The sequence below is a fragment of the Emticicia sp. W12TSBA100-4 genome, assembly GCF_040253585.1.
Lineage (GTDB): Bacteria > Bacteroidota > Bacteroidia > Cytophagales > Spirosomataceae > Emticicia.
In genome coordinates, this window is sequence record NZ_JBELAU010000007.1 from 196,476 (window position 1) to 215,522 (window position 19,047).

At 38.2% G+C, this 19,047-nt stretch carries 18 protein-coding genes; 14 read left to right on the forward strand and 4 right to left on the reverse strand.

All coding sequences use genetic code 11. The annotated features are described in order from the left end of the window. Nucleotides 1–69: 69 nt before the first annotated feature. Both ABR854_RS11630 and ABR854_RS11635 read left to right on the forward strand, forming a co-directional pair. Nucleotides 70–969, forward strand: a complete 900-nt coding sequence (locus tag ABR854_RS11630) for a helix-turn-helix domain-containing protein (protein WP_350265568.1) — start codon at nt 70–72, stop codon at nt 967–969. Between the two features lie 101 nt (nt 970–1,070). Further along, on the forward strand, nt 1,071–1,826 hold the full coding sequence (locus ABR854_RS11635; protein WP_350265569.1) for an SDR family NAD(P)-dependent oxidoreductase: 756 nt from the start codon (nt 1,071–1,073) through the stop codon (nt 1,824–1,826). A gap of 49 nt (nt 1,827–1,875) precedes the next feature. On the opposite strand, the gene ABR854_RS11640 is transcribed toward ABR854_RS11635, so the two are convergent. Continuing rightward, nucleotides 1,876–2,217, reverse strand: coding sequence for a winged helix-turn-helix transcriptional regulator (locus ABR854_RS11640; RefSeq protein ID WP_350265570.1), 342 nt, complete (start codon nt 2,215–2,217; stop codon nt 1,876–1,878). A 114-nt stretch (nt 2,218–2,331) separates the two neighbouring features. Between ABR854_RS11640 and ABR854_RS11645 the strand changes: the two genes are divergently transcribed. After that, the gene (locus ABR854_RS11645; RefSeq protein WP_350265571.1) at nt 2,332–2,718 is read left to right on the forward strand and encodes a DoxX family protein; all 387 of its coding nucleotides are present in this window, start codon (nt 2,332–2,334) and stop codon (nt 2,716–2,718) included. A 54-nt stretch (nt 2,719–2,772) separates the two neighbouring features. Here the strand turns inward: ABR854_RS11645 and ABR854_RS11650 are convergent, their stop codons facing one another. Continuing rightward, on the reverse strand, nt 2,773–3,405 hold the full coding sequence (locus ABR854_RS11650; protein WP_350265572.1) for an NAD(P)H-dependent oxidoreductase: 633 nt from the start codon (nt 3,403–3,405) through the stop codon (nt 2,773–2,775). A 102-nt stretch (nt 3,406–3,507) separates the two neighbouring features. On the opposite strand from ABR854_RS11650, the gene ABR854_RS11655 reads away from it, so the two are divergent. The 7 genes from ABR854_RS11655 (at nt 3,508) to ABR854_RS11685 (ending at nt 8,503) form a co-directional block, all read left to right on the forward strand. Further along, nucleotides 3,508–3,894: a winged helix-turn-helix transcriptional regulator gene (locus ABR854_RS11655; protein ID WP_350265573.1), complete on the forward strand. Its 387-nt coding sequence runs from the start codon at nt 3,508–3,510 to the stop codon at nt 3,892–3,894. 34 nt (nt 3,895–3,928) lie between these two features. Beyond that, nucleotides 3,929–4,498, forward strand: coding sequence for a Crp/Fnr family transcriptional regulator (locus ABR854_RS11660; RefSeq protein ID WP_350265574.1), 570 nt, complete (start codon nt 3,929–3,931; stop codon nt 4,496–4,498). Between the two features lie 60 nt (nt 4,499–4,558). Beyond that, the gene (locus ABR854_RS11665; RefSeq protein WP_350265575.1) at nt 4,559–5,092 is read left to right on the forward strand and encodes a peroxiredoxin-like family protein; all 534 of its coding nucleotides are present in this window, start codon (nt 4,559–4,561) and stop codon (nt 5,090–5,092) included. 61 nt (nt 5,093–5,153) lie between these two features. Further along, on the forward strand, nt 5,154–5,684 hold the full coding sequence (locus ABR854_RS11670) for an RBBP9/YdeN family alpha/beta hydrolase (RefSeq protein ID WP_350265576.1): 531 nt from the start codon (nt 5,154–5,156) through the stop codon (nt 5,682–5,684). A 66-nt stretch (nt 5,685–5,750) separates the two neighbouring features. Next, nucleotides 5,751–6,485: a 3-keto-disaccharide hydrolase gene (locus ABR854_RS11675; protein WP_350265577.1), complete on the forward strand. Its 735-nt coding sequence runs from the start codon at nt 5,751–5,753 to the stop codon at nt 6,483–6,485. A gap of 180 nt (nt 6,486–6,665) precedes the next feature. Beyond that, nucleotides 6,666–7,622, forward strand: coding sequence for an alpha/beta fold hydrolase (locus tag ABR854_RS11680; protein ID WP_350265578.1), 957 nt, complete (start codon nt 6,666–6,668; stop codon nt 7,620–7,622). Beyond that, nucleotides 7,622–8,503: an RNA polymerase sigma factor gene (locus ABR854_RS11685; RefSeq protein WP_350265579.1), complete on the forward strand. Its 882-nt coding sequence runs from the start codon at nt 7,622–7,624 to the stop codon at nt 8,501–8,503. Before ABR854_RS11680 ends, ABR854_RS11685 begins: the two co-directional genes overlap by 1 nt. A gap of 75 nt (nt 8,504–8,578) precedes the next feature. Here ABR854_RS11685 and ABR854_RS11690 read toward each other — a convergent pair whose 3' ends face one another. After that, nucleotides 8,579–10,057 carry a serine hydrolase domain-containing protein gene (locus tag ABR854_RS11690; RefSeq protein WP_350265580.1) on the reverse strand — a complete coding sequence of 493 codons (1,479 nt, stop codon included), beginning with the start codon at nt 10,055–10,057 and terminating at the stop codon, nt 8,579–8,581. Between the two features lie 541 nt (nt 10,058–10,598). Next, nucleotides 10,599–13,481, reverse strand: coding sequence for a DUF5689 domain-containing protein (locus tag ABR854_RS11695; RefSeq protein WP_350265581.1), 2,883 nt, complete (start codon nt 13,479–13,481; stop codon nt 10,599–10,601). A 446-nt stretch (nt 13,482–13,927) separates the two neighbouring features. Here ABR854_RS11695 and ABR854_RS11700 point away from each other — a divergent pair, with 446 nt between their 5' ends. The 4 genes from ABR854_RS11700 to ABR854_RS11715 all read left to right on the forward strand — a co-directional run bounded on the left by ABR854_RS11700 (nt 13,928) and on the right by ABR854_RS11715 (nt 18,919). Next, a complete protein-coding gene (locus tag ABR854_RS11700) occupies nt 13,928–15,670 on the forward strand; it encodes a family 43 glycosylhydrolase (RefSeq protein ID WP_350265582.1) in 1,743 nt (580 codons plus the stop codon). Nucleotides 15,671–15,777: 107 nt separating this feature from the next. After that, nucleotides 15,778–16,638 (forward strand): sugar phosphate isomerase/epimerase family protein, encoded by an 861-nt coding sequence (locus tag ABR854_RS11705; protein WP_350265583.1) that lies wholly within the window; start codon nt 15,778–15,780, stop codon nt 16,636–16,638. Between the two features lie 201 nt (nt 16,639–16,839). Continuing rightward, nucleotides 16,840–18,423: a phage tail-like protein gene (locus tag ABR854_RS11710; RefSeq protein ID WP_350265584.1), complete on the forward strand. Its 1,584-nt coding sequence runs from the start codon at nt 16,840–16,842 to the stop codon at nt 18,421–18,423. 67 nt (nt 18,424–18,490) lie between these two features. Continuing rightward, nucleotides 18,491–18,919, forward strand: a complete 429-nt coding sequence (locus ABR854_RS11715; RefSeq protein WP_350265585.1) for an EthD family reductase — start codon at nt 18,491–18,493, stop codon at nt 18,917–18,919. Nucleotides 18,920–19,047: the final 128 nt, after the last annotated feature.

Consider the following 19,047-nt stretch of genomic DNA (forward strand, 5'->3'; position numbering starts at 1 on the left):
GTAATTTTGCATAAATTTGATATTGATAGATGCTTGTGCTATATTTGAATTTTACAAAAATGTATAAGCATGATTTCAGTAGAAGAATTTTATAAAAGCATCAATGTTCCGATTCCAGAGGGGTTTCGGAAAGAAATCGGGCATTTCAATGTTTTTGAAATAGATGATTTTATTAGAGGGCTACGTGAAAAAAACGTAATGCTTTATAATAGACGAGCTTATTATAAAATTAGTCTGATTATAGGTAAAAATAGAGCCGAATATGCCGATAAAGTGATTGATATTGAACAAAATGCTTTGCTTTTTGCAACGCCTCAGATTCCGTATCATTATGTTCCACAAGACACCAATCAGAAAGGCTTCTTTTGTGTTTTTACGCCCGAATTTCTGATAAAAAGTAAAAGTGGAGTCAATATCGACGAACTGCCAATCTTTCGGCCAGATGGCTATCCTGTTTTTCAACTTTCTGACGAAAATGTAGAAGAACTACTGGCTATTTTTAAGAAAATGCACCGAGAAATAGCTTCTGATTATGCTTATAAATATGATTTGCTCCGAAACTATGTTTTAGAATTGATTCATTACGGGCAGAAACTTCAACCCGCAACGGCCATATATTCAACGCATAATGCTGCTTCGAGGGTTTCTTCATTGTTTTTGGAATTGCTTGAAAGACAATTTCCGATTGAATCTCCGCAACAAAAACTCAACCTCCGAACCGCCAAAGATTATGCCGACCGCCTTTCGGTGCATGTCAATCATTTGAACAAAGTTTTGAAAGAAAATACTGGTAAAACTACAACTGAAATCATCGGCGGGAGAATCACGCAGGAAGCAAAAATATTATTAAAACAAACCGACTGGAATATCTCCGAAATTGCCTATTCGTTGGGTTTTGAAGAAGTGGCTCATTTTTCTAATTTCTTCAAACGTCAGACCTCATTTTCGCCTGCCCAGTTTAGGGTTTGATTTTTCAATGTTTGAATTTTGCAAATAATGATTTCGTTTTTGCAAATACATAACCAACAATTAACCTCAACTTTGCATCATCAAATAAAACAAAGAAACAGATGAACAAAATTGCACTCGTAACAGGTGGTAGCCGTGGACTCGGAAAAGATATGGCTATTTCGCTTGCCAAAAAAAACATTGATGTTATTTTAACTTACAACACTAACCAAGCCGATGCCGAAGAGGTAGTAAAAACGATTGAAGCCAGTGGCCAAAAAGCTATTGCTCTAAAACTCGATGTGGCTGATATTAAATCTTTCGATGCTTTCTTAGGGCAAGTTTCGGAGGTATTACAAAGTAAATGGCAAACTTCAAATTTCGATTTCCTAATCAATAATGCAGGTATTGGTGGCACAGTACCAATTGCCAACATGACCGAAGAAATTTTCGATAATTTTGTAAATATTCACTTCAAAGGTGTTTATTTCTTAACCCAAAAATCATTGTTGATGATGAATGATGGCGGAGGGGTGGTCTTTATTTCATCGGGAACGACACGAGTCACGATTCCTGGTTATTCGATATATTCTTCGTTGAAATCGGCAGTTGAAACATTCACAAAAGTGGTAGCCAAAGAGTACGGAAATCGTGGTATTCGCTCAAATATCGTTGCTCCAGGCCCAATTGAAACTGATTTTAATGATGCAGCCATCAGAAATAATCCACAAATGAAAGGTTTCTTGGCAAGCCAAACAGCATTGGGCAGAGTTGGCAATGCCGATGATATTGGCAGTGTAGTAGCATTCCTTTGCACCGAAGATTCTAAGTGGATAAACGGACAAAAAATTGAAGTTTCAGGTGGATTTTTTCTTTAAAATTCCTTAAAACTTGAAAACCAAACTAAAACAGCTTGGTTTTCAAGTTTTATTCCTCTCGCATAATTTTATCACGGTGTTGTAGCCCCCACAAGTGTAATTCATCCATTACTTTCTCGAGCGACATTCCGTGTTCGGTAATCGAATATTCAACCGTAGGTGGGAAGGTGTCGTGTACTTCTCGTTTGATTAATTGATTAGTTTCTAAGTTTTTCAATTCCTTTGATAAAACCTTATCCGTAATTCCGCTTACTTCTTTTGAAAGTTGCTTAAAACGCTTTGTCCCTGAAGATAAAGCAAATAAAATCAACAATTTCCAGCGTCCTTCGAGAGCTTCGAGGGCATCTTTTATCGATAGAGCCGATTTCGGACAAGTTCCATTCCCAAGCATAGACAGTTATTTTTGTGTTACTTTCCAGTTGGATAGTGCTATCCAATTGGAAAGTGCTATCATTCGGGTAGTAAAGATAAATACTTTTGTGCCATTATAAAAACAAAATAAAGAATGGAAAAAACACAAAAGAACTCAAAAACACTCAATCTTATACTTTGGGGCGTACAGTCTTTGATCGCCATCACTATGCTATGGGCATCGGGAATGAAATTATTTCAACCAGTCGAAAAGTTGGCTCTGATGTGGCCTTGGGTGGCAAATTATGCTGTTTTAGTGAAGTTTACGGGTATTGTCGATTTACTTGGCGGAATAGGCATTATCTTACCAACCATACTCCGCATCAGGCCGAAAGTCACGGTCATAACTGCCTTAGCAATTGTAGTACTAATGCTTTGTGCCACTATTTTTCATATTTTGAGGAGCGAAGCACCACAAATTGGGATAAATATCATTTTTGGATTTATGGCAGGATTTGTGGCTTGGGGAAGAACTCACTAAAAAAAGATAGGACACCACAATTATCGTGAGTGTCCTATTCGTTTTTCACAGCAATTAATTCAATTCAGTTACAAATTCGTTCTTAGGCTTACGCACTTTCTTCAAGTTTGCGTTCCAGTCGTTGGCGGCATCACGGTAGCCTAAAGGTAAAATCACTACACTTTTTAAGCCTTTTTCGCTTAATCCAAGCAATTTATCCAGTTCAGCAGGTACAAAACCTTCCATCGGCGTAGCATCTACTTTTTGCTCTGCTGCGGCAGCAATAGCCATCGAAAACGAAATATAAGCTTGCTTAGCCGCGTGCGTAGCGTGCCATTCTTTTCCGAGTGGCTCATACATTCTCCAAAGCATATTTTTATAATCATCCATTTTAGTTAGTGGCAAGCCTCTTTCTGTCAGGATTGCATGAAAAGTCGCTTCGATACGTTCTAACGAATAACCGTCCCAAGCTGCCCAAACCAACAAATGCGAACCATCGGTAATTTGACTTTGATTAAAGGCAAATGGTTTGATTTTTTCAAGCATTTCTTTATCACTAATCACAAAAACCTCATAAGGCTGCAAACCCGACGACGATGGAGCTAAACGTGCTGCTTCCAGTATATAATCTAATTTTTCTTGTGGCACTACATTGCCATTCATTTTCTTGGTGGCGTATCGCCATTCTAAACTTTCTACTAAGCTCATTTTCTTTGATTTAATATTTGATTGCAAAACTATGAACTATTAGTTACTTTTAGTAACTTTGTATCAGAAAGTAATAGTGAATTTTAAGCAACTCAATTACCTATGGGAAACCAACTTACATCTGAGAAATCGACACAATGCAAAAATTCGGTAAGGGCCATTCACGATGTGATGGATGTTATTGGCGGAAAATGGAAAATCTCGATTATTGCCTGTTTATGCTTCCATAGTATGCGTTTTAGTGAAATTTTAAAGGAAATCGACGGGATTTCGGGCAAAATTCTGAGTAAAGAACTAAAAGACCTCGAAATGAATCAGTTGATTACTCGTACCGTGATGGATACGCAACCCATAACCGTCGAGTATGCCATTACCGAATATGGCAGAACATTGAAAGATGTGACGAGCGTAATTGCTGATTGGGGCATGAAACACCGACGACGAATCATGCACCACGAAGAAGTAGAAACGGCAGAACTATTTCATTAAAAATGGGTGTTAAGCATACAACTCTTTTATCCGAATGACTATCTTAGAAAAATTCCTTGCCAAATCTGACCTAAGTCCTGTTGCTATTGACTTATTGAACAGTACATGGAGTAAGAAAAAAACACTGAAGCCACGTGAAATTCTGATGGATTTCAATCAACTTGACACACATTTATACTTTATCGTTAGCGGTTGTGTACGTCTCTATGTGATATCGCCCGAAGGCGAAGAAGTTTGTTTGGGGTTTGGGTACGGAAGTTCATTAATCACCTGTTTTCAGACTTTTATTCATGAAATTCCTTCTCAGCAGTGTATTGAGTCAGTGCTTGATACCGAACTTTTGGCTATCCGTAAATCAGATTTTATGAATTTAGTAAACGAACATCAGGATATTGCCAAATGGTATCAGCATTCACTCGAAGCAATACTTACAGGGCATATTCAACGCCAAATCGAACTTCTTACACTAAATCCACAACGACGTTATGAAGTGTTTTTACAACGAAGCGGACATCTTGTAAATAGTATTCCGCTCAAATATATTGCTTCATATCTGATGATGAAACCCGAAACCCTTAGCAGAGTTAGGGCCAAAATTTCTTGATTTTAATCAATAAATGAGTCAATAGTTAAGTTCAATTTTGTCAAAAAAACGGAATAAAGTATGAACTTAACAAAAGGACAAAAAGCTCCAAATTTTAAAACTACCGACATTTGGGGCAACGAAATTGATTTATCGAAATCAGATAATCAAACTACGCTTATTACATTTTTTCGCTATGCCGAATGTGCCTTATGTAATCTAAGGATTTCAGAAATAATGAGACACAAGGACGAATTTGCTAAGAAAAACATTCGTTTGATTACTATCTTTGAGTCGCCCGTTGATAGCCTAAAAAGCAATGTTGCCGACCGCCATCAATTTGGATTTACTATCATTGCCGACCAAGAACGCAAACTTTATGACTTGTATCGAGTAAAGCCTTCGTGGCTGAAACTGATACAGACAATGACTTGGAATGGAATAAGCAGTGCTTTGAAGGCCTCAAAAATGGGTTTTGCTTTAGGCGGAAAAGTAGAAGGTACTTTTAATCAAATTCCTGCTGATTTTTTGATAAATACGAACGGAATCATCGAAATTGCCCACTATGGAGACAGCGTAATCGACCATATTCCTCTGAACGAAGTTTTAAACTGAAACGAAATTCTTAACGGTGATTGAGCGAAGCCGAAATCACCATCAGAAAAACAACGACAAAATGACAACCTACTTCATTATCCCAGGTCTTGGAAATTCCGATGAAAATCATTGGCAAACACACTTTGAAAATTCGGGAGAAAATTTCATCAGAATCAATCAAAAAAGTTGGGACGAACCCGATTGCGAAGACTGGATTCAGAACATCGAAAAGGCAGTTTCGGACTATGAACCTTCAAACGTGGTTTTGATTGCTCATAGCATGGGTTGTACGGCGGTTGCTCAATGGGCAAAACGCTTCCCGAAAACCATTAAAGGAGCGTTGTTGGTTGCTCCGAGCGATATTGAAAACCCTGTTTATACTTTCCCGATGACAGGTTTTACGCCAATTCCTTTAGAAAAACTGCCTTTTAAGAGCATTGTTGTGGCAAGTTCAAATGATATTTGGGTATCGGAAGAGCGAGCCAAGTTTTTTGCTGATGCGTGGGGAAGCGAATACCTAAATATTGGCGAAGCTGGACACATCAACGTTGCGGGTGGTTATGGCGAATGGCCTGCTGGTTTGGAATTGCTAAAGAGCTTTGATGCTTGAGTATTTTTTGTATTTTTGGTAGAAAAACAATCTTATTCAACCAAAAATTAACAAAAAGACATCTTTATGAAAAAGACATTCGTTTCCTTGCTTTCAGTGGGTTTACTCACGACTTCTTTATGGTCATGTTCAGAAAAAAAAGTGGGCAATAATGAGTTAAGCAACCAAGAAAAAGAGGAAGGGTGGACTTTGCTTTTTGATGGAAAAACTACGAATAACTGGCATTTATACAACAAAGCAAAAATTCCATCAACTTGGATGGTAAAAGATGGAGAATTATTTTGCAACCCCGACACCACTGGCATCGAACACGGCGATTTGGTTTCGGATAAAGTTTATAAAAATTTCGATTTCAAATTTGAGTGGAAAATCTCAAAAGCGGGTAATAGTGGTGTTTTTATCAATGTAATTGAGCAAGATACAATTCCCACAGCTTGGGCTTCTGGGCCTGAATATCAGCTACTCGAACACGAAAATATTGGAGCTGCCTATCTAAAAGACTCTACCAAATGGTCGGCTTGTTTGTACAGCTTTAAACCTCAGCAAAATCCTGCAAAACTCAAGCCACTGGGCGAATGGAACGAATCGAATATCAAACAAAATAACGGTAAAATTGAGTTTTACCTCAATGGCGTTCTGACTGCCGAACAAGATTTAACCGCCGATACTTGGAAAAACATGGTCAGCAAAAGCAACTTTAAGTATTTCCCATTATTTGGTAAAAATACTTCTGGCCGCATTGCTCTACAAGAATGGTCGAAAGGTGTGGCTTTTAGAAATATTAAGGTGAAGGAGTTGTAAATATAAATGTGGCACACTTTCATTATCGCAAATAACAAGTGTGCCACAGGTAGTTGAAACTTATCAAAAAATCCATCTTGAGTTTCTTGAGGTGGATTTTTTATTGGTAATTTTTTCTAAAAATTGTCACACCCATCATTATTAATTGTATCAATATCAAACAAAAAAATTGATACGAAAATGTTTAAAAAACTCTTTTTATTCACTTTAATGATGGCAATGATGCAAACCTTACAAGCACAGAAAACCGATTTTGATTTTGAAATGAAAACTGCCAAAATCAACGGAATTAACCTTAAATATTACGAACAAGGCACAGGAAATGTTGTACTTTACTTGCACGGGATTCCGAGTAGCTCTTATTTGTGGCGGAACGTAGTTGCCGAAACCAGCAAAAACACTCGCTCTATTGCTTTAGATTTGGCGGGCTATGGTCAGAGTGATTTGCCACAGCATCACGATTACAGTTTCAACAACCAATATCGTTATCTCAAAGGTTTTATTGACAGCCTACAATTACGCAATATTACGCTGGTTGTCAATGACTTAGGTTCTGCTTTGGGCATAAAATATGCCGTTGAAAACCAAGAAAACGTAGCTGGTTTAGTAATGATTGAAAGTGCATTTATGCCTGCTCAGGCGTGGCATAACCAATTAGGACTGATGCAAAGAATGATGTTTTCGATGTTTAGAAAATTTCCGTCGATGGCCAGAATGATGATTGTCCGAAAAAACAAAATCCCCGAAATGATGCTCAAAATGGGAATTGAACGTCAGCTTTCTATTACCGAAAAAGAGCATTATTTAGCTCCTTACAGAACCGATATTGAACGAAGAAAAGTCTATCTGACAGGGCCTGGGCCAGCAACCTTTCCGAAAAAAGGAATTTCGGTAGTGAGTGGAGATTTTGCTGATGTTTTAGACCAAAATGCCAAAGGTTTGCTCAGCTTTGCAAAACCAATGTTACTTTTATATGCCACACCTGGCATGATTACCAGCAAAGTAGCTCTTGAATATGCCCAAAAGAATTTTAAAAATTGTAAGCAAGTAACTATCGGAAAAGGCAAGCATTTTCTACCCGAAGACCACCCAACAACTATTGCAAACGAAATCAATCAATTTATCTTGAAAAACTAATGGAAAATCCGTTTTCGATAAATAATTACAAAGACTCAATCGACATTCAGTTGATTGAGTCGGCTTTGCTTGGCAACAAAAATGCCCTGAATGATTTGCTCAAACGTCACCAAAATTTTATATATAATGTAGCACTTAAAATGCTCAACAATATTGCTGATGCAGAAGATGTTACGCAGGAAATATTGATAAAAATCATTACACAGCTTTCAAAATACGATAAAACTAAGGCACAGTTTCGGACATGGCTCTACCGAATCACGTTTAACCACGTGCTCAATATGAAAAAAAACAACTACGAAAGCATGATGATGAATTTCGATAGTTTTTTTGGAGTAATTGACGCCGCCCCCGATATTGAGGTTTCAGCAAACGACGAACTTGAATTAGCTGAGGCGTTTGAAGAGTCGAAAGTGGCTTGTATGGCCGGAATGTTGATGTGCCTTGACCGTATGCAACGTTTGGTGTATATCGTAGGCGAGGTTTTTGAGATAGACCATCGTTTGGCAGCGGAAATATTTGAAATCTCGCCTGATAATTTTCGTCAGAAATTATCTCGAGTCAGAAAAGATTTGTATCAATGGATGCACAATCGGTGCGGTTTAGTCAATCTTGAAAATCCGTGTCGATGTAAATCCAAAACCAAAGGATTTATAGAATTAGGATACGTTGACCCTAAAAATTTGAAATGGATGTCGAATTATAAGCACCGAATGTATGAATTCAGTGCCAAGAAAATAGACGAAGCATGGAACGCACGAGATAAAGTTTACCAAAAGCTTTATCAAGAACATCCATTTAAAACTTCGTTAAAAGCAGATGAAATCTTGAATACAATCATCGAAGAACGACCATTTAATGAGTTTTTAGGAATGAATTAAGTGCATTTTCTAAGGATAAATGTGGCACACTTGTTATCTGCGATAAAGAAAGTGTGCCACATTTTTTGCATATTGTTACTTCAACCGAATACTATAAGCCTGAATCAAAGGTGGGTTTTCGGGCGACATCGTGAAACTTACTTCGATATTTCCTTTTTCTCCTTCCATCAAAAACTTACCTCTGAGTGCATTTTCGGCAACAATTTCGTGGACTTTTATGATTTTTCCTGCTTTCTCAAAAATTCCTTCGGCTTCAGCTTTCAAAAGGTCTGGGAAATAATCTAAGAAGAAATTTTCGGCAAAAATGCCCGATTTTTCGGCGTTTTCCCACGCAGGAAGTAGTTTTACGAGTTCGTTTTGGCGTTGTTTCAAAATTGGCGAAACTGGAAATGCAATAGGTTTAAGGCCTGCTTTTTCGACAATAAATGGCAAAATCTGATTATTCATCAGAGCTGCACCGCCATAAGTTCCGTTGGTAAAAGTTACGATTCCGACACCATAATTTGGCAAGATTTTCCAGTCAGAGCCAAAACCAGGGAGTCCACCCGAATGCCCAACGCTCGTAATTTGGTTACAGTTTTTGTCGATACGCAAGCCGTAGCCATAAAATGCCACATTCGTGCAAGGCTCGCCCGCACCTGTGTAGCCACGGTTACTTAGGCTATTGAAATTCCACGGAAAGTGCATTTCTTTGAGTGAACTCTTTTTCAAAATGGCCGAGTTTGGCGAACCAACTTGATAAGCTGCTTGGTGCAGAGCCATGTATTTGGCAAAATCTTCGATGGAAGTCAGCACGCCGCCCATGATTCCGTACGCACCATCGGGTTCGATGGGTTGCTCAATGTATTGCTCACGCAACCAACGGTAGCCCCTAACGAGTTGATTATCTGGCACTTTCGTATAGTCCCAATAGGTATTTGTCATGCCGAGTGGCTTCCAAATTTTGTTGATGATATAGCTTTGGTAGCTTTGCCCCGACACGGTTTTGATGATTTGCCCTAACATCGCAAAGCCCATATTGCTGTATTCGTAGGTAATGCCTGGCTCGTTGGAAAACGAAATTCCTTTCTTAAACATCTTTAGCATCGTTGCTTCTGAAATACCCAATTGGCGGTCGCCCCACGGATTATCTTCGGGGAAACCCGCTGCGTGCGTAAGCAAATGACGCACCGTAATTTCGGGCGAATCAGGAGAATATTTTTGTCCTTTTAGTTCGGGAATGTATTTCCAAACTGGGTCGTCGAGTTTGATTTTTCCTGCATCACGTAGCTGCAAAATTGCTACCGAAGCAAAACTTTTCGACATCGAAGCAATGCGATAAACCGACTGATTATCAGCGGTTTTGTTGGTTTTGTAATTGACAATGCCACTATTGCTCTGATAAATAATTTTGCCATCAAGCACCAAGGCATACGCCACGCTCGACAAATGACTTTTGACCTTAAAATCTTGAAACTTAGCCTCAAGTTCGGGAATCAAAGCCTTGATTTTCTCTTCGGTGCTTTGAGCAAAAAGATTTAGGCTGAGAAATAAGAAAAGGAGTAGTTTTTTCATGTTTTGGTTGATGAAGGGTTTGGTTTTTACAAAGATAGAAAAAAAGCTTTGTGAAAAAACGCTCTGGAAAGTCTCAAACTTCATAGGATTGAATTTCGTTCTCACAACCAACCGTAGAAACGGTACCTCTATCCCAGCTAAAAAACTAAAGACTCAGAGAAAGAGTTTGTAAGACCGATAAATCGAAAATATTACCGATAAATCGAATTTGAACAGTAGTTTTTAGAAAGATTCTAAAATTTGAAGTGATAAATATTAGTCAAGTACATTTATCATGCTTATTTGGTATCTAAATACTCAAGAATTATGAAAAAAATCTTATTTCTATTTATTTTTATTTCTTCTTCAATATTTCGGTTTCCTCAGAGTCTCCGTTTTTCACGGGACTCTGAGGCATTGGTCTAAGTTTTTGAAAGAATAATTTCACCCCTTTTCACAACTTCCTTCGCTCTCAGAGTCCCCTACGTGCCTTCGGGAGACTCTGAGGGGACTGAAAATAGGTTTACACAAACGTATTTCAGGACAAGACACCTTAAATGGATTATTCTTTAACTATCCGAAAAGTTTGGCTTTGTGTCTCGTTTGAGACCTTTAATAAATAATGTCCACTCGCTGATTTATTCAATATTTCATTGATTTTAGATTTCAACGCTGTCCATTCTGCTTTTTGTGAGAATAATGTTTGGCTTAATTGGTTGGTTAGCAAAAACTGAAATTGCTTATTTTTTAGGTTCTCGCTTACTTCAAATTCAATATTACCGTCGCTCGGATTTGGGTAAACCTTCCCAAATAGATGCACAACTTCTTCTTCGGTTGCTAATGGCAGTGCTTGTAATTGAAAACGTGCCATAACTGGAATATGGTCGGAGGTGGTATTTCGATAGTTAGTTATGTAAGTAAATGGCAGGGCAATCGTTGTCGAATTTGACACATAGCTACTCTTCAATTCGTTAGAAATAGCAATGTGGTCTATCATGTTATCTTGTGAAAGGTAGCTTCGGTAACCATTTTCGCTGAGAGTTTTTGTTACAGCTTGCCAGTTTTCTGTATCATCAACATATTTTTTATAGGAAGATTCTTTCGTAGAAATCCCTGCCACTACGGTTTCATCTACATCGTCATTAAAATCCCCTGCTATGATAATGGCTTCATCTTTAAAGTTTTTATCCAGCGTATCTTTCAATACTTCTACATCAATTTTTCGTTGTTGATAGATTCGCTCTGAATTCGGAATGTCGGAAGCAGTATTGGCTCTTGCATGAATACCAACGATATTGATTCTTCTTTTTCCACCTTCGGCAGTTGCATCGGCAGTAAATAAAAAAGGAAGCCTGCCACTCGCCCAAAATCTATCGAACGAGTCGGGGTAATTGGCAATTGGCGTAGTACCTTTCAACAGTGGTCTCGATGACACATTTGAGAAAACACTTTCTTTATATACGATACAAACTCTTTGGGCATCATCGGCTATTCCACCTGCCGACACAGCTGATGAACAAACGCCTTTATAGCCACTTATTTTTGAAATTAAATCGTTGAAGGATGCCTGATTTGACACTTCACTTAATACATAAACATCTGCTTTTAATGAGTCTAAAACTCGTTTTACATTGGTTTGTTGAAGGGCTTCATCGCTTGGACCGTTCGATTTATTGCCAAACCATTCTACATTCCATGCAACAACATCCAAGGTTTTATCTAAAGGGATATTCGATGTATTTTGTGACAAGAAACCCGTTGTTGGAATATCGGACTGTGAACGTGGATAAATCTGGTATGTATCTCCAAATCTGCCTACAACACCCGTAATCGTGACGGCTGATTGAGGTTTTGTTCGTCCTTCGATGTCGGTACTCTCCCAAATTCTGACAGTAGCACTATTTTTCCCATCGGTAATGGTGTAATTAGTATTAGGTAGAAATACAAATTTTTTATCTGTAAAGCTCACATCTGTAATACTAACCAAGTTGCCTTCGTTGGCACTGAGGTCTGTAATCTTAATGAGTTTAGGGGTTTTCTGTTTTGAAGCAGCATTTATTAATTTAATACCTGATTCTTTCATGGCGATATGTGCCTGATTGCTCTCGTAATCAAAATTGATAGCACTCAGTGACACTTCGATTGAGTCTCCCAATGCAGGTTTAAAATTGGCAGGTAGGTTACTCGATTTACTAAGACTTATCGGGATTCCGCCCGAATTGTCTTCAACATACAGCAAATCATTTATCTGATTGATAGAAGTTATCCTTCCTCTGATAGTCTCAGCGTTTGGTAGAAAGGTCTTATTAACTTTACGAAGTGTACTAATTGAAATGCCTTCTGGTGCATTATCTCTAATGTAATAGACTTTTAGATATTCGCTATACACTAATTTGTTATTGACAAAAAATTTAAGTGTATCATCGCCCTCATAATTAGATTCGACATCGGCTTTTGTGGGCAAAAAAGTATCATATATTGAGTATCTTCCATTTTTGTAATATGGACTTTCACTCATTTTAAATACTCGCCCATTTGCACCATTTTCTAAAGTTATATGATTGGTTTTATATTGTACCGTTGATTCAGGAGTCAAGCCAGATATAACGTATGTAAATTGAGGTTCTCCAAAGTTTCCAAGAACAAATTTGCCTTTATTTACCAAATAAACAGAGTAATACAAATTAGCTTTTAAATATGTCTTTTCAATTTTTACGGTTTCTGTGGGAGTATTAGTAAATAAATCATTCCAAGAGCTACTTACTTTTATTTCGTCAACTGATACATTCGGTGCGTTGGCAGCGGCTCCTTGTCTCAATGCAACCGAACCAATGTTTTCGGCATCGGTTTCACCCGAAGGCGTAGTCGAATTTGCCATTGTAGGCTCTTTTTCTAATGTTGGATTGATGTATAAAACAACTTCATCGTCGGTACTACTTCCTGACTTAAACGTATATTTTATGACTACTACGTGTGTTTTGTTCAATTCGTATTCAGAACTTGAATACACTGGTGCATTCCCTGCTTTCGTAACCCCTATCTGAAAGCCCTTCGTACTTTTCTTAACAAAGGCTTTACCTCTAAAGGTCGTTCCCAGCGTTTGTGGCCCCAAATGAAAAAAGTAATCTCCTGCATCTTGGGCAGCACTTACATTAATTAAAAATCTTGCGTAAACTACCCCCGAAGAAAAAACACTCCCTAACTGACGATTAATATCTTCACCAGAAGTAGTCAGTATTGCCGCTCCTCCTTGAGTCGTAATTCCAGTGTATTCGAGTCCACTTCCGACTTTGATTGCATTCGTACCAGCTCCACTGTGTGCCGTCCAGTTATTAAGACTTAAATTTGCATTGGTTGGATAATTAAAACTCTCTGTAAAGATTTGTTGAGAAAAACCAAAAGTAGATTTTAATACAAGTAGTAGAATAAGTACGGATTTTTTCATAAAATGTGGGTCATTTTAGTACACTATAATTCAATAATTAACAATCAAATTTATAGAATTACCGAAAGTAATCATAATATTTTATCATTTTTCCTGCTTCCACAGAGTTTCCGTTTTTCTCCGTTTGGCTAAATGTTCGACATTTCGTCATTGTGTCATGCGTTCTTAGAACGCAACAAGTAAAATCACATTCGCAAATACCGTTCTAAGAACGGCTGTAACATCGACTGAATTCAAATTCAGCCGAACAAGGGTGGGCTTTAAAGAGAGAGAATGAAACCTTTCTACCGATATTTAACCCCTAACGAGGTATTTTGGCAATATTTCGCTCTATTTATTTCACTAAAACGCCAAATCTCTCCCAATGATGTAGTTAAATAGCAGTAAGAAATAAAAGTTTTCAAATAGATTTTGATAAATTGCCTCAAAATCTATTTAACCTACCAATGAAAAAATACCTTCTTCTGGCATTCACAATGCTTGCTTTGGTTTCGGCTTTGCAGGCTCAACAAAAAACCTATTGCAACCCCATCAATGTTGATTATGGCTATACGCCTATTCCCAATTTCAGCGAATGGGGGCGTCACCGAGCTACGGCCGACCCTGTTGTGGTCAATTACAAAGGCGAATATTATATGTTTAGCACCAATCAGTGGGGGTATTGGCACAGTCCCGATATGCTCAACTGGACTTTCCATGCTCGTAAGTTTCTTCGTCCACATAACAAAGTCTATGACGAACTTTGTGCTCCAGCCGTAGGCATTGTCGGCGATACGATGATAGTTTTTGGCTCAACTTATACCAGCGAATTTACTATCTGGATGAGTACCAACCCAAAAGCCAACGAATGGACAGCTTTGGTTGATAACTTCGAGATTGGTGGCTGGGACCCTGCTTTTTTTACGGATGATGATGGCAAATTTTATATGTACAACGGAAGCAGCAACCGTTATCCGCTTTATGGCATTGAGTTAGACCGCAAAACCATGAAACCCAAAGGTACTCGCAAAGAAATGTACTTACTGGAGTCGTGGCGATATGGTTGGCAACGCTTCGGCGAGTATATGGACGATTCTTTTCTCGACGGTTTTATAGAAGGTGCAACCGTCAACAAAAACAATGGAAAATATTACCTACAATACGGAGCTCCAGGCACCGAAATGAGCGGTTACGCTGATGGGGTTTTGGTAGGAAAAACGCCATTGGGGCCTTGGGAAGCTCAGCCTGACCCGCTCAGTATGAAATTGGGGGGCTTTGCTCGTGGAGCAGGTCATGGGGCATCTTTTCAAGACAATCAAAAAAACTGGTGGCACGTTTCTACGATTCAGCTTTCGAGCAAAAATAATTTTGAACGTCGCATCGGTATTTGGCCAGCGGGTTTCGACAAAGACGACGTGATGTGGTGCAATACGGTTTTTGGTGATTATCCGCATTATATTCCATCGACAGGACTGGACATCAAAAAGACCTTTACGGGTTGGATGTTGCTCAACTACAATAAACCCGTTGAGGTTTCTTCAACGTTGGGTGGGTATTTGCCCAATAATGCCGTTGACGAAAGCATGAAAACCTACTGGTCGGCCGAAACAGGCAAAGCGGGCGAATGGATTAAAACTGATTTGGGTAATTTGTCAACCGTCAATGCGATTCAGATAAACTATGCCGACCAAGACGCCGATTCTTCGTTCTTAGGAAAACAAGTAAATATCAAGCATCAATACAAACTTTGGTCGAGCCTTGACGGTAAGAAATGGACAATTTTGGTCGATAAATCAAATAATCAAACCGATGTGCCACACGAATATGTAGAGCTTTCACAGCCGATTCAGACTCGCTACATCAAACTCGAAAATGTGGCAATGCCAACGGGTAAATTTGCCATCAGTGGCCTGCGAGTTTTTGGTAATGGTAATGGCTCAAAACCCGATGCCGTAAAAGATTTTATGGTACTAAGAACCGAAAAAGACAAACGCAGTGCGTGGATTCGCTGGCGACCAGAAAATAAAGCATACGCCTATAATATTTATTACGGAACCGCCCCCGACAAACTCTATAACTGTATCATGGTGCATAATGCCAACGAATACTGGTTTAGAGGTATGGACAAACTGAGTACGTATTATTACACCATCGAGGCCATCAACGAAAATGGTGTTTCGGAGAAAACGAAGGTTTTGGAGGTGAAGTAATATCTCTTTCTCTATTTTATGAGTCAATTACAAAATTCATTTTAGATTCAGTACAAATCTGTTTTTCAAATGTTGTAATATTGCAAAAAAAAACATCTAATAAAACAATGAACAACAAAATCCTTTCTCTTATTCTGATATCAATTTTATTCAATTTATCAGTATATGCTCAAAAAAAATGGGGTGGTATGACCCTCTACACCGTAAGAAATGAAATGGGAAAAGACCCAAAAGCGACCCTCAAAGCGGTAGCTGATTTGGGCTACAAATACATTGAGGCAGTAGATTACAACAAGGGCAAATTTTACGGAATGACTCCCGACGAGTTTAAAGCCTATACCAAAAGTATTGGTTTGAAGCCAATTAGCGTACACATGGGCAGTATGACCACAAGCAATGCCGACGAATTGATTGCTGATGTAAAAGCTGCTGGTTTTAAGTATTTTATTGCACCTGTGCCACCAATGGGAATGTTTAAATATGATGTAAAAGCGAAGGCACTTTCGATGACTGACGATGTAGAGCGTTTGGCAAGTGTGTTAGATACGATTTCTCGCAAGGCAACGGCTGCTGGATTAGAATTCTTATATCACAACCATGCTTTTGAATTTGAAAAAAACAGCAAAGGCATCGTTCCGATTGATTATCTATTAGAAAAACTTGACGCTAAACACGTAAATTTCCAAATGGATTTGTATTGGGTTACAAAAGCAGGTGTTGACCCAGTGACTTATTTCCAAAAATACCCAGGTCGCTTTAAAATGTGGCACGTAAAAGATATGGATGACCAAGGTCGTTTTGCTCCAGTTGGTAAAGGAACAATAGATTTCGGTAGAATCTTGAAAAACCGAAAACTGTCGGGCATGAAATACTACATTGTAGAGCAAGACCAAGTTTTTGATGGTATTACGCCGATGGAAGCCATCAAAACCAGTAGAGAAGGTTTAACGAAATTTGGGTTTAACTAATCTTATCATTAAAAATCATATTAAAGCTCGACAAAGGTTCTTCTTTTGTCGAGCTTTTTTTACACTATAGTAAACGAAAAATTAGGTATTAAGATACCTCCATATTTCATGTAAAATAATAGAAGAAAATATAGATATCAAACAACTAAATGTAAATTTACATTAGTGATACTTGTATAAATCTAAAATTCATTTACTCACATGAAAAAGTTTATCCAAACCTCGATATTATCTTCTATTATTTTACTGACTTCAGAAATAATATTTGCCCAACAAGCTTCTGAGTTTGACCCTAAGTTTATAAAAACACCTCGTTATGCAGACCTCTCAGCTATCACAGCAGCTATTACAACACCTACTCAGGGCATGATGGTTTATAATATTGCTACAGCCTCAAATTGGTATTATGATGGTTCGGCTTGGAAAAATGTTAGTTTAGCACTACCTTATTCCCAATCAAAAACTTTAAATTCTGGCGATTTATTTAGTATTACAAATACTTCTGCAACAGTATCAAATATGGCGACTTCCATCAGAGGAGAATTTAGTGGAGCAGTGTCAAATCTTATAGGAAAAGGTATTGGTGTATATGGTAGAGGCATCAGAACATCTGGACTGGGGGTAGCATACGGAGTTTATGGAGAGACTGTTTCTGATGTTGGGGTAGCTGGTGTAACAAATACCATATTTGCAACTGGCACGGGTGTTCTGGGGTATTCTGATTCGGGGTATGGTGTAAATGGGAATTCAAATGCTGGTATTGGAGGATATTTTAGTTCAACATCAGGCTATGCACTAATCACTGCAAATGGCAATGTAGGTATCGGAGTAGCAGCTCCCACAGCAAAATTAGATATTCAGGGGTCGATAAAAATTGCTAATGGCTCACAAGGAGCAAATAAAATTTTGGTTTCTGACGCTAATGGTTTGGCAACATGGCAAACTATCTCATCGTCGTCTATTGCAGCTCCTTTAAGTTTTAGTGTTGCCAATAGCTCTCCAACATTTTCAGCTACCAATACAGGAAATGGACGAGCAGGGTATTTTTCAATTAATAATGCTTCAAATTCTGCAAGTGCTCTTTATGTGGAGAGTAATAGTAATGGTTATGGAGCATTGAATGTTAGGTCAACAGGTGGCAGAGCAGTTGTTGTCGAAGCAACCAATAGTATTCCTTTAACGGCGTCCACGGCATCAAATTCGGAGGTTGCACAATTTGTCAATGAAGGTGCTGGCCGAGGACTTTGGATTTATACAACAAATTCATTAAATACTTCTGATATGCTTATTTCAGAAGCGAGAAGTGGCATTGGCGTATGGGGGATTTCTTCATCGGGTACTGGCGTAAATGGTGTTTCTACAACAGGTGCGGGTGGTGTGTTTTCTTCAACATCAGGCTACGCATTAATTACTCAAAGTGGCAATGTAGGTATTGGCACAGGAGCTCCAACAGCAAAACTACATGTCAATGGCTTTACTAAATTGGGTTCAAATGCTCCTGCTATCAAAACAGTAGAATTGACAGAAACAACGAGCCCCAGTAATTCTGGCTATTCTGCTGGTGTAGCACACAACTTAGATGCTACTAAAATCATAGCTGTAAATGTTATTGTATTTACCGATGGTCTATATATACCACCAGCTTACGATGATAACCTTCAACTCAAATACAACTATTATTATAATGCGAATACAATTACAATTAAAAACCAAGCATCAAGTTGTACATCGGGTACTCATATTTGTAATAAAACAGCTAAGATTTTGATTACTTACAAAGAGTAGATGCGACATGATTTGCAAGCTGAATATTTTATTCATTAAATTTAAAAACCTCAAAAAATACTTAATTATGAAATCTAAACTTATGGTCTCGCTTTTGCTATTAAGCACATTTTTTACAGCATTTAGTCAAGAAAAGTCTTCTCAAAAGCCTGAAAAGTACAGCTCTGCTGTTGTAGAAAAAGGATTAATCAAGGTATCCGTTATGTATCCATTTGCCGAAGGTAAGACATTTGATATGGTATATTACGAAACAAAACACATGCCTATGGTAGCCGGATATTTGGGGGAGAATTTAGTAAAATATACCATCGAAAAAGGTATTGCCAGTGGTATTCCTAATACACCACTGCCTTTTATGGCTATTGGTACTTTCTATATCAAAAGCCTAAGCGATTATCAGGCAGCCATCGCACCCAACCGAGATGCTATCAGAAAAGATTTTGCCAATTATACCAATATAACTCCTGCTATTTTAGTGAGTGAGGTTGTTAAATAAGATTTTAAATTTTATAGTTTCCGTTTCGTCAGAGCTTTCCAAAGAATAGACTCTGAAGGAACGGAAATCTTATTTTAAGACAAACGTTTGCAGTTTTTGGGTTTCTTGTTCATGGTATTAAGTTAAAG

Bases quoted from the DNA above. Each gene is read 5' to 3' on its own strand.
- ABR854_RS11650 (WP_350265572.1), bottom strand. From the start codon at position 3,405: ATGAGCTTAGTAGAAAGTTTAGAATGGCGATACGCCACCAAGAAAATG.
- ABR854_RS11710 (WP_350265584.1), top strand. From the start codon at position 16,840: ATGAAAAAGTTTATCCAAACCTCGATATTATCTTCTATTATTTTACTG.
- ABR854_RS11700 (WP_350265582.1), top strand. From the start codon at position 13,928: ATGAAAAAATACCTTCTTCTGGCATTCACAATGCTTGCTTTGGTTTCG.
- ABR854_RS11660 (WP_350265574.1), top strand. From the start codon at position 3,929: ATGACTATCTTAGAAAAATTCCTTGCCAAATCTGACCTAAGTCCTGTT.
- ABR854_RS11665 (WP_350265575.1), top strand. From the start codon at position 4,559: ATGAACTTAACAAAAGGACAAAAAGCTCCAAATTTTAAAACTACCGAC.
- ABR854_RS11640 (WP_350265570.1), bottom strand. From the start codon at position 2,217: ATGCTTGGGAATGGAACTTGTCCGAAATCGGCTCTATCGATAAAAGAT.
- ABR854_RS11715 (WP_350265585.1), top strand. From the start codon at position 18,491: ATGAAATCTAAACTTATGGTCTCGCTTTTGCTATTAAGCACATTTTTT.
- ABR854_RS11645 (WP_350265571.1), top strand. From the start codon at position 2,332: ATGGAAAAAACACAAAAGAACTCAAAAACACTCAATCTTATACTTTGG.
- ABR854_RS11630 (WP_350265568.1), top strand. From the start codon at position 70: ATGATTTCAGTAGAAGAATTTTATAAAAGCATCAATGTTCCGATTCCA.
- ABR854_RS11635 (WP_350265569.1), top strand. From the start codon at position 1,071: ATGAACAAAATTGCACTCGTAACAGGTGGTAGCCGTGGACTCGGAAAA.
- ABR854_RS11695 (WP_350265581.1), bottom strand. From the start codon at position 13,481: ATGAAAAAATCCGTACTTATTCTACTACTTGTATTAAAATCTACTTTT.
- ABR854_RS11685 (WP_350265579.1), top strand. From the start codon at position 7,622: ATGGAAAATCCGTTTTCGATAAATAATTACAAAGACTCAATCGACATT.
- ABR854_RS11680 (WP_350265578.1), top strand. From the start codon at position 6,666: ATGTTTAAAAAACTCTTTTTATTCACTTTAATGATGGCAATGATGCAA.
- ABR854_RS11705 (WP_350265583.1), top strand. From the start codon at position 15,778: ATGAACAACAAAATCCTTTCTCTTATTCTGATATCAATTTTATTCAAT.
- ABR854_RS11690 (WP_350265580.1), bottom strand. From the start codon at position 10,057: ATGAAAAAACTACTCCTTTTCTTATTTCTCAGCCTAAATCTTTTTGCT.
- ABR854_RS11655 (WP_350265573.1), top strand. From the start codon at position 3,508: ATGGGAAACCAACTTACATCTGAGAAATCGACACAATGCAAAAATTCG.
- ABR854_RS11675 (WP_350265577.1), top strand. From the start codon at position 5,751: ATGAAAAAGACATTCGTTTCCTTGCTTTCAGTGGGTTTACTCACGACT.
- ABR854_RS11670 (WP_350265576.1), top strand. From the start codon at position 5,154: ATGACAACCTACTTCATTATCCCAGGTCTTGGAAATTCCGATGAAAAT.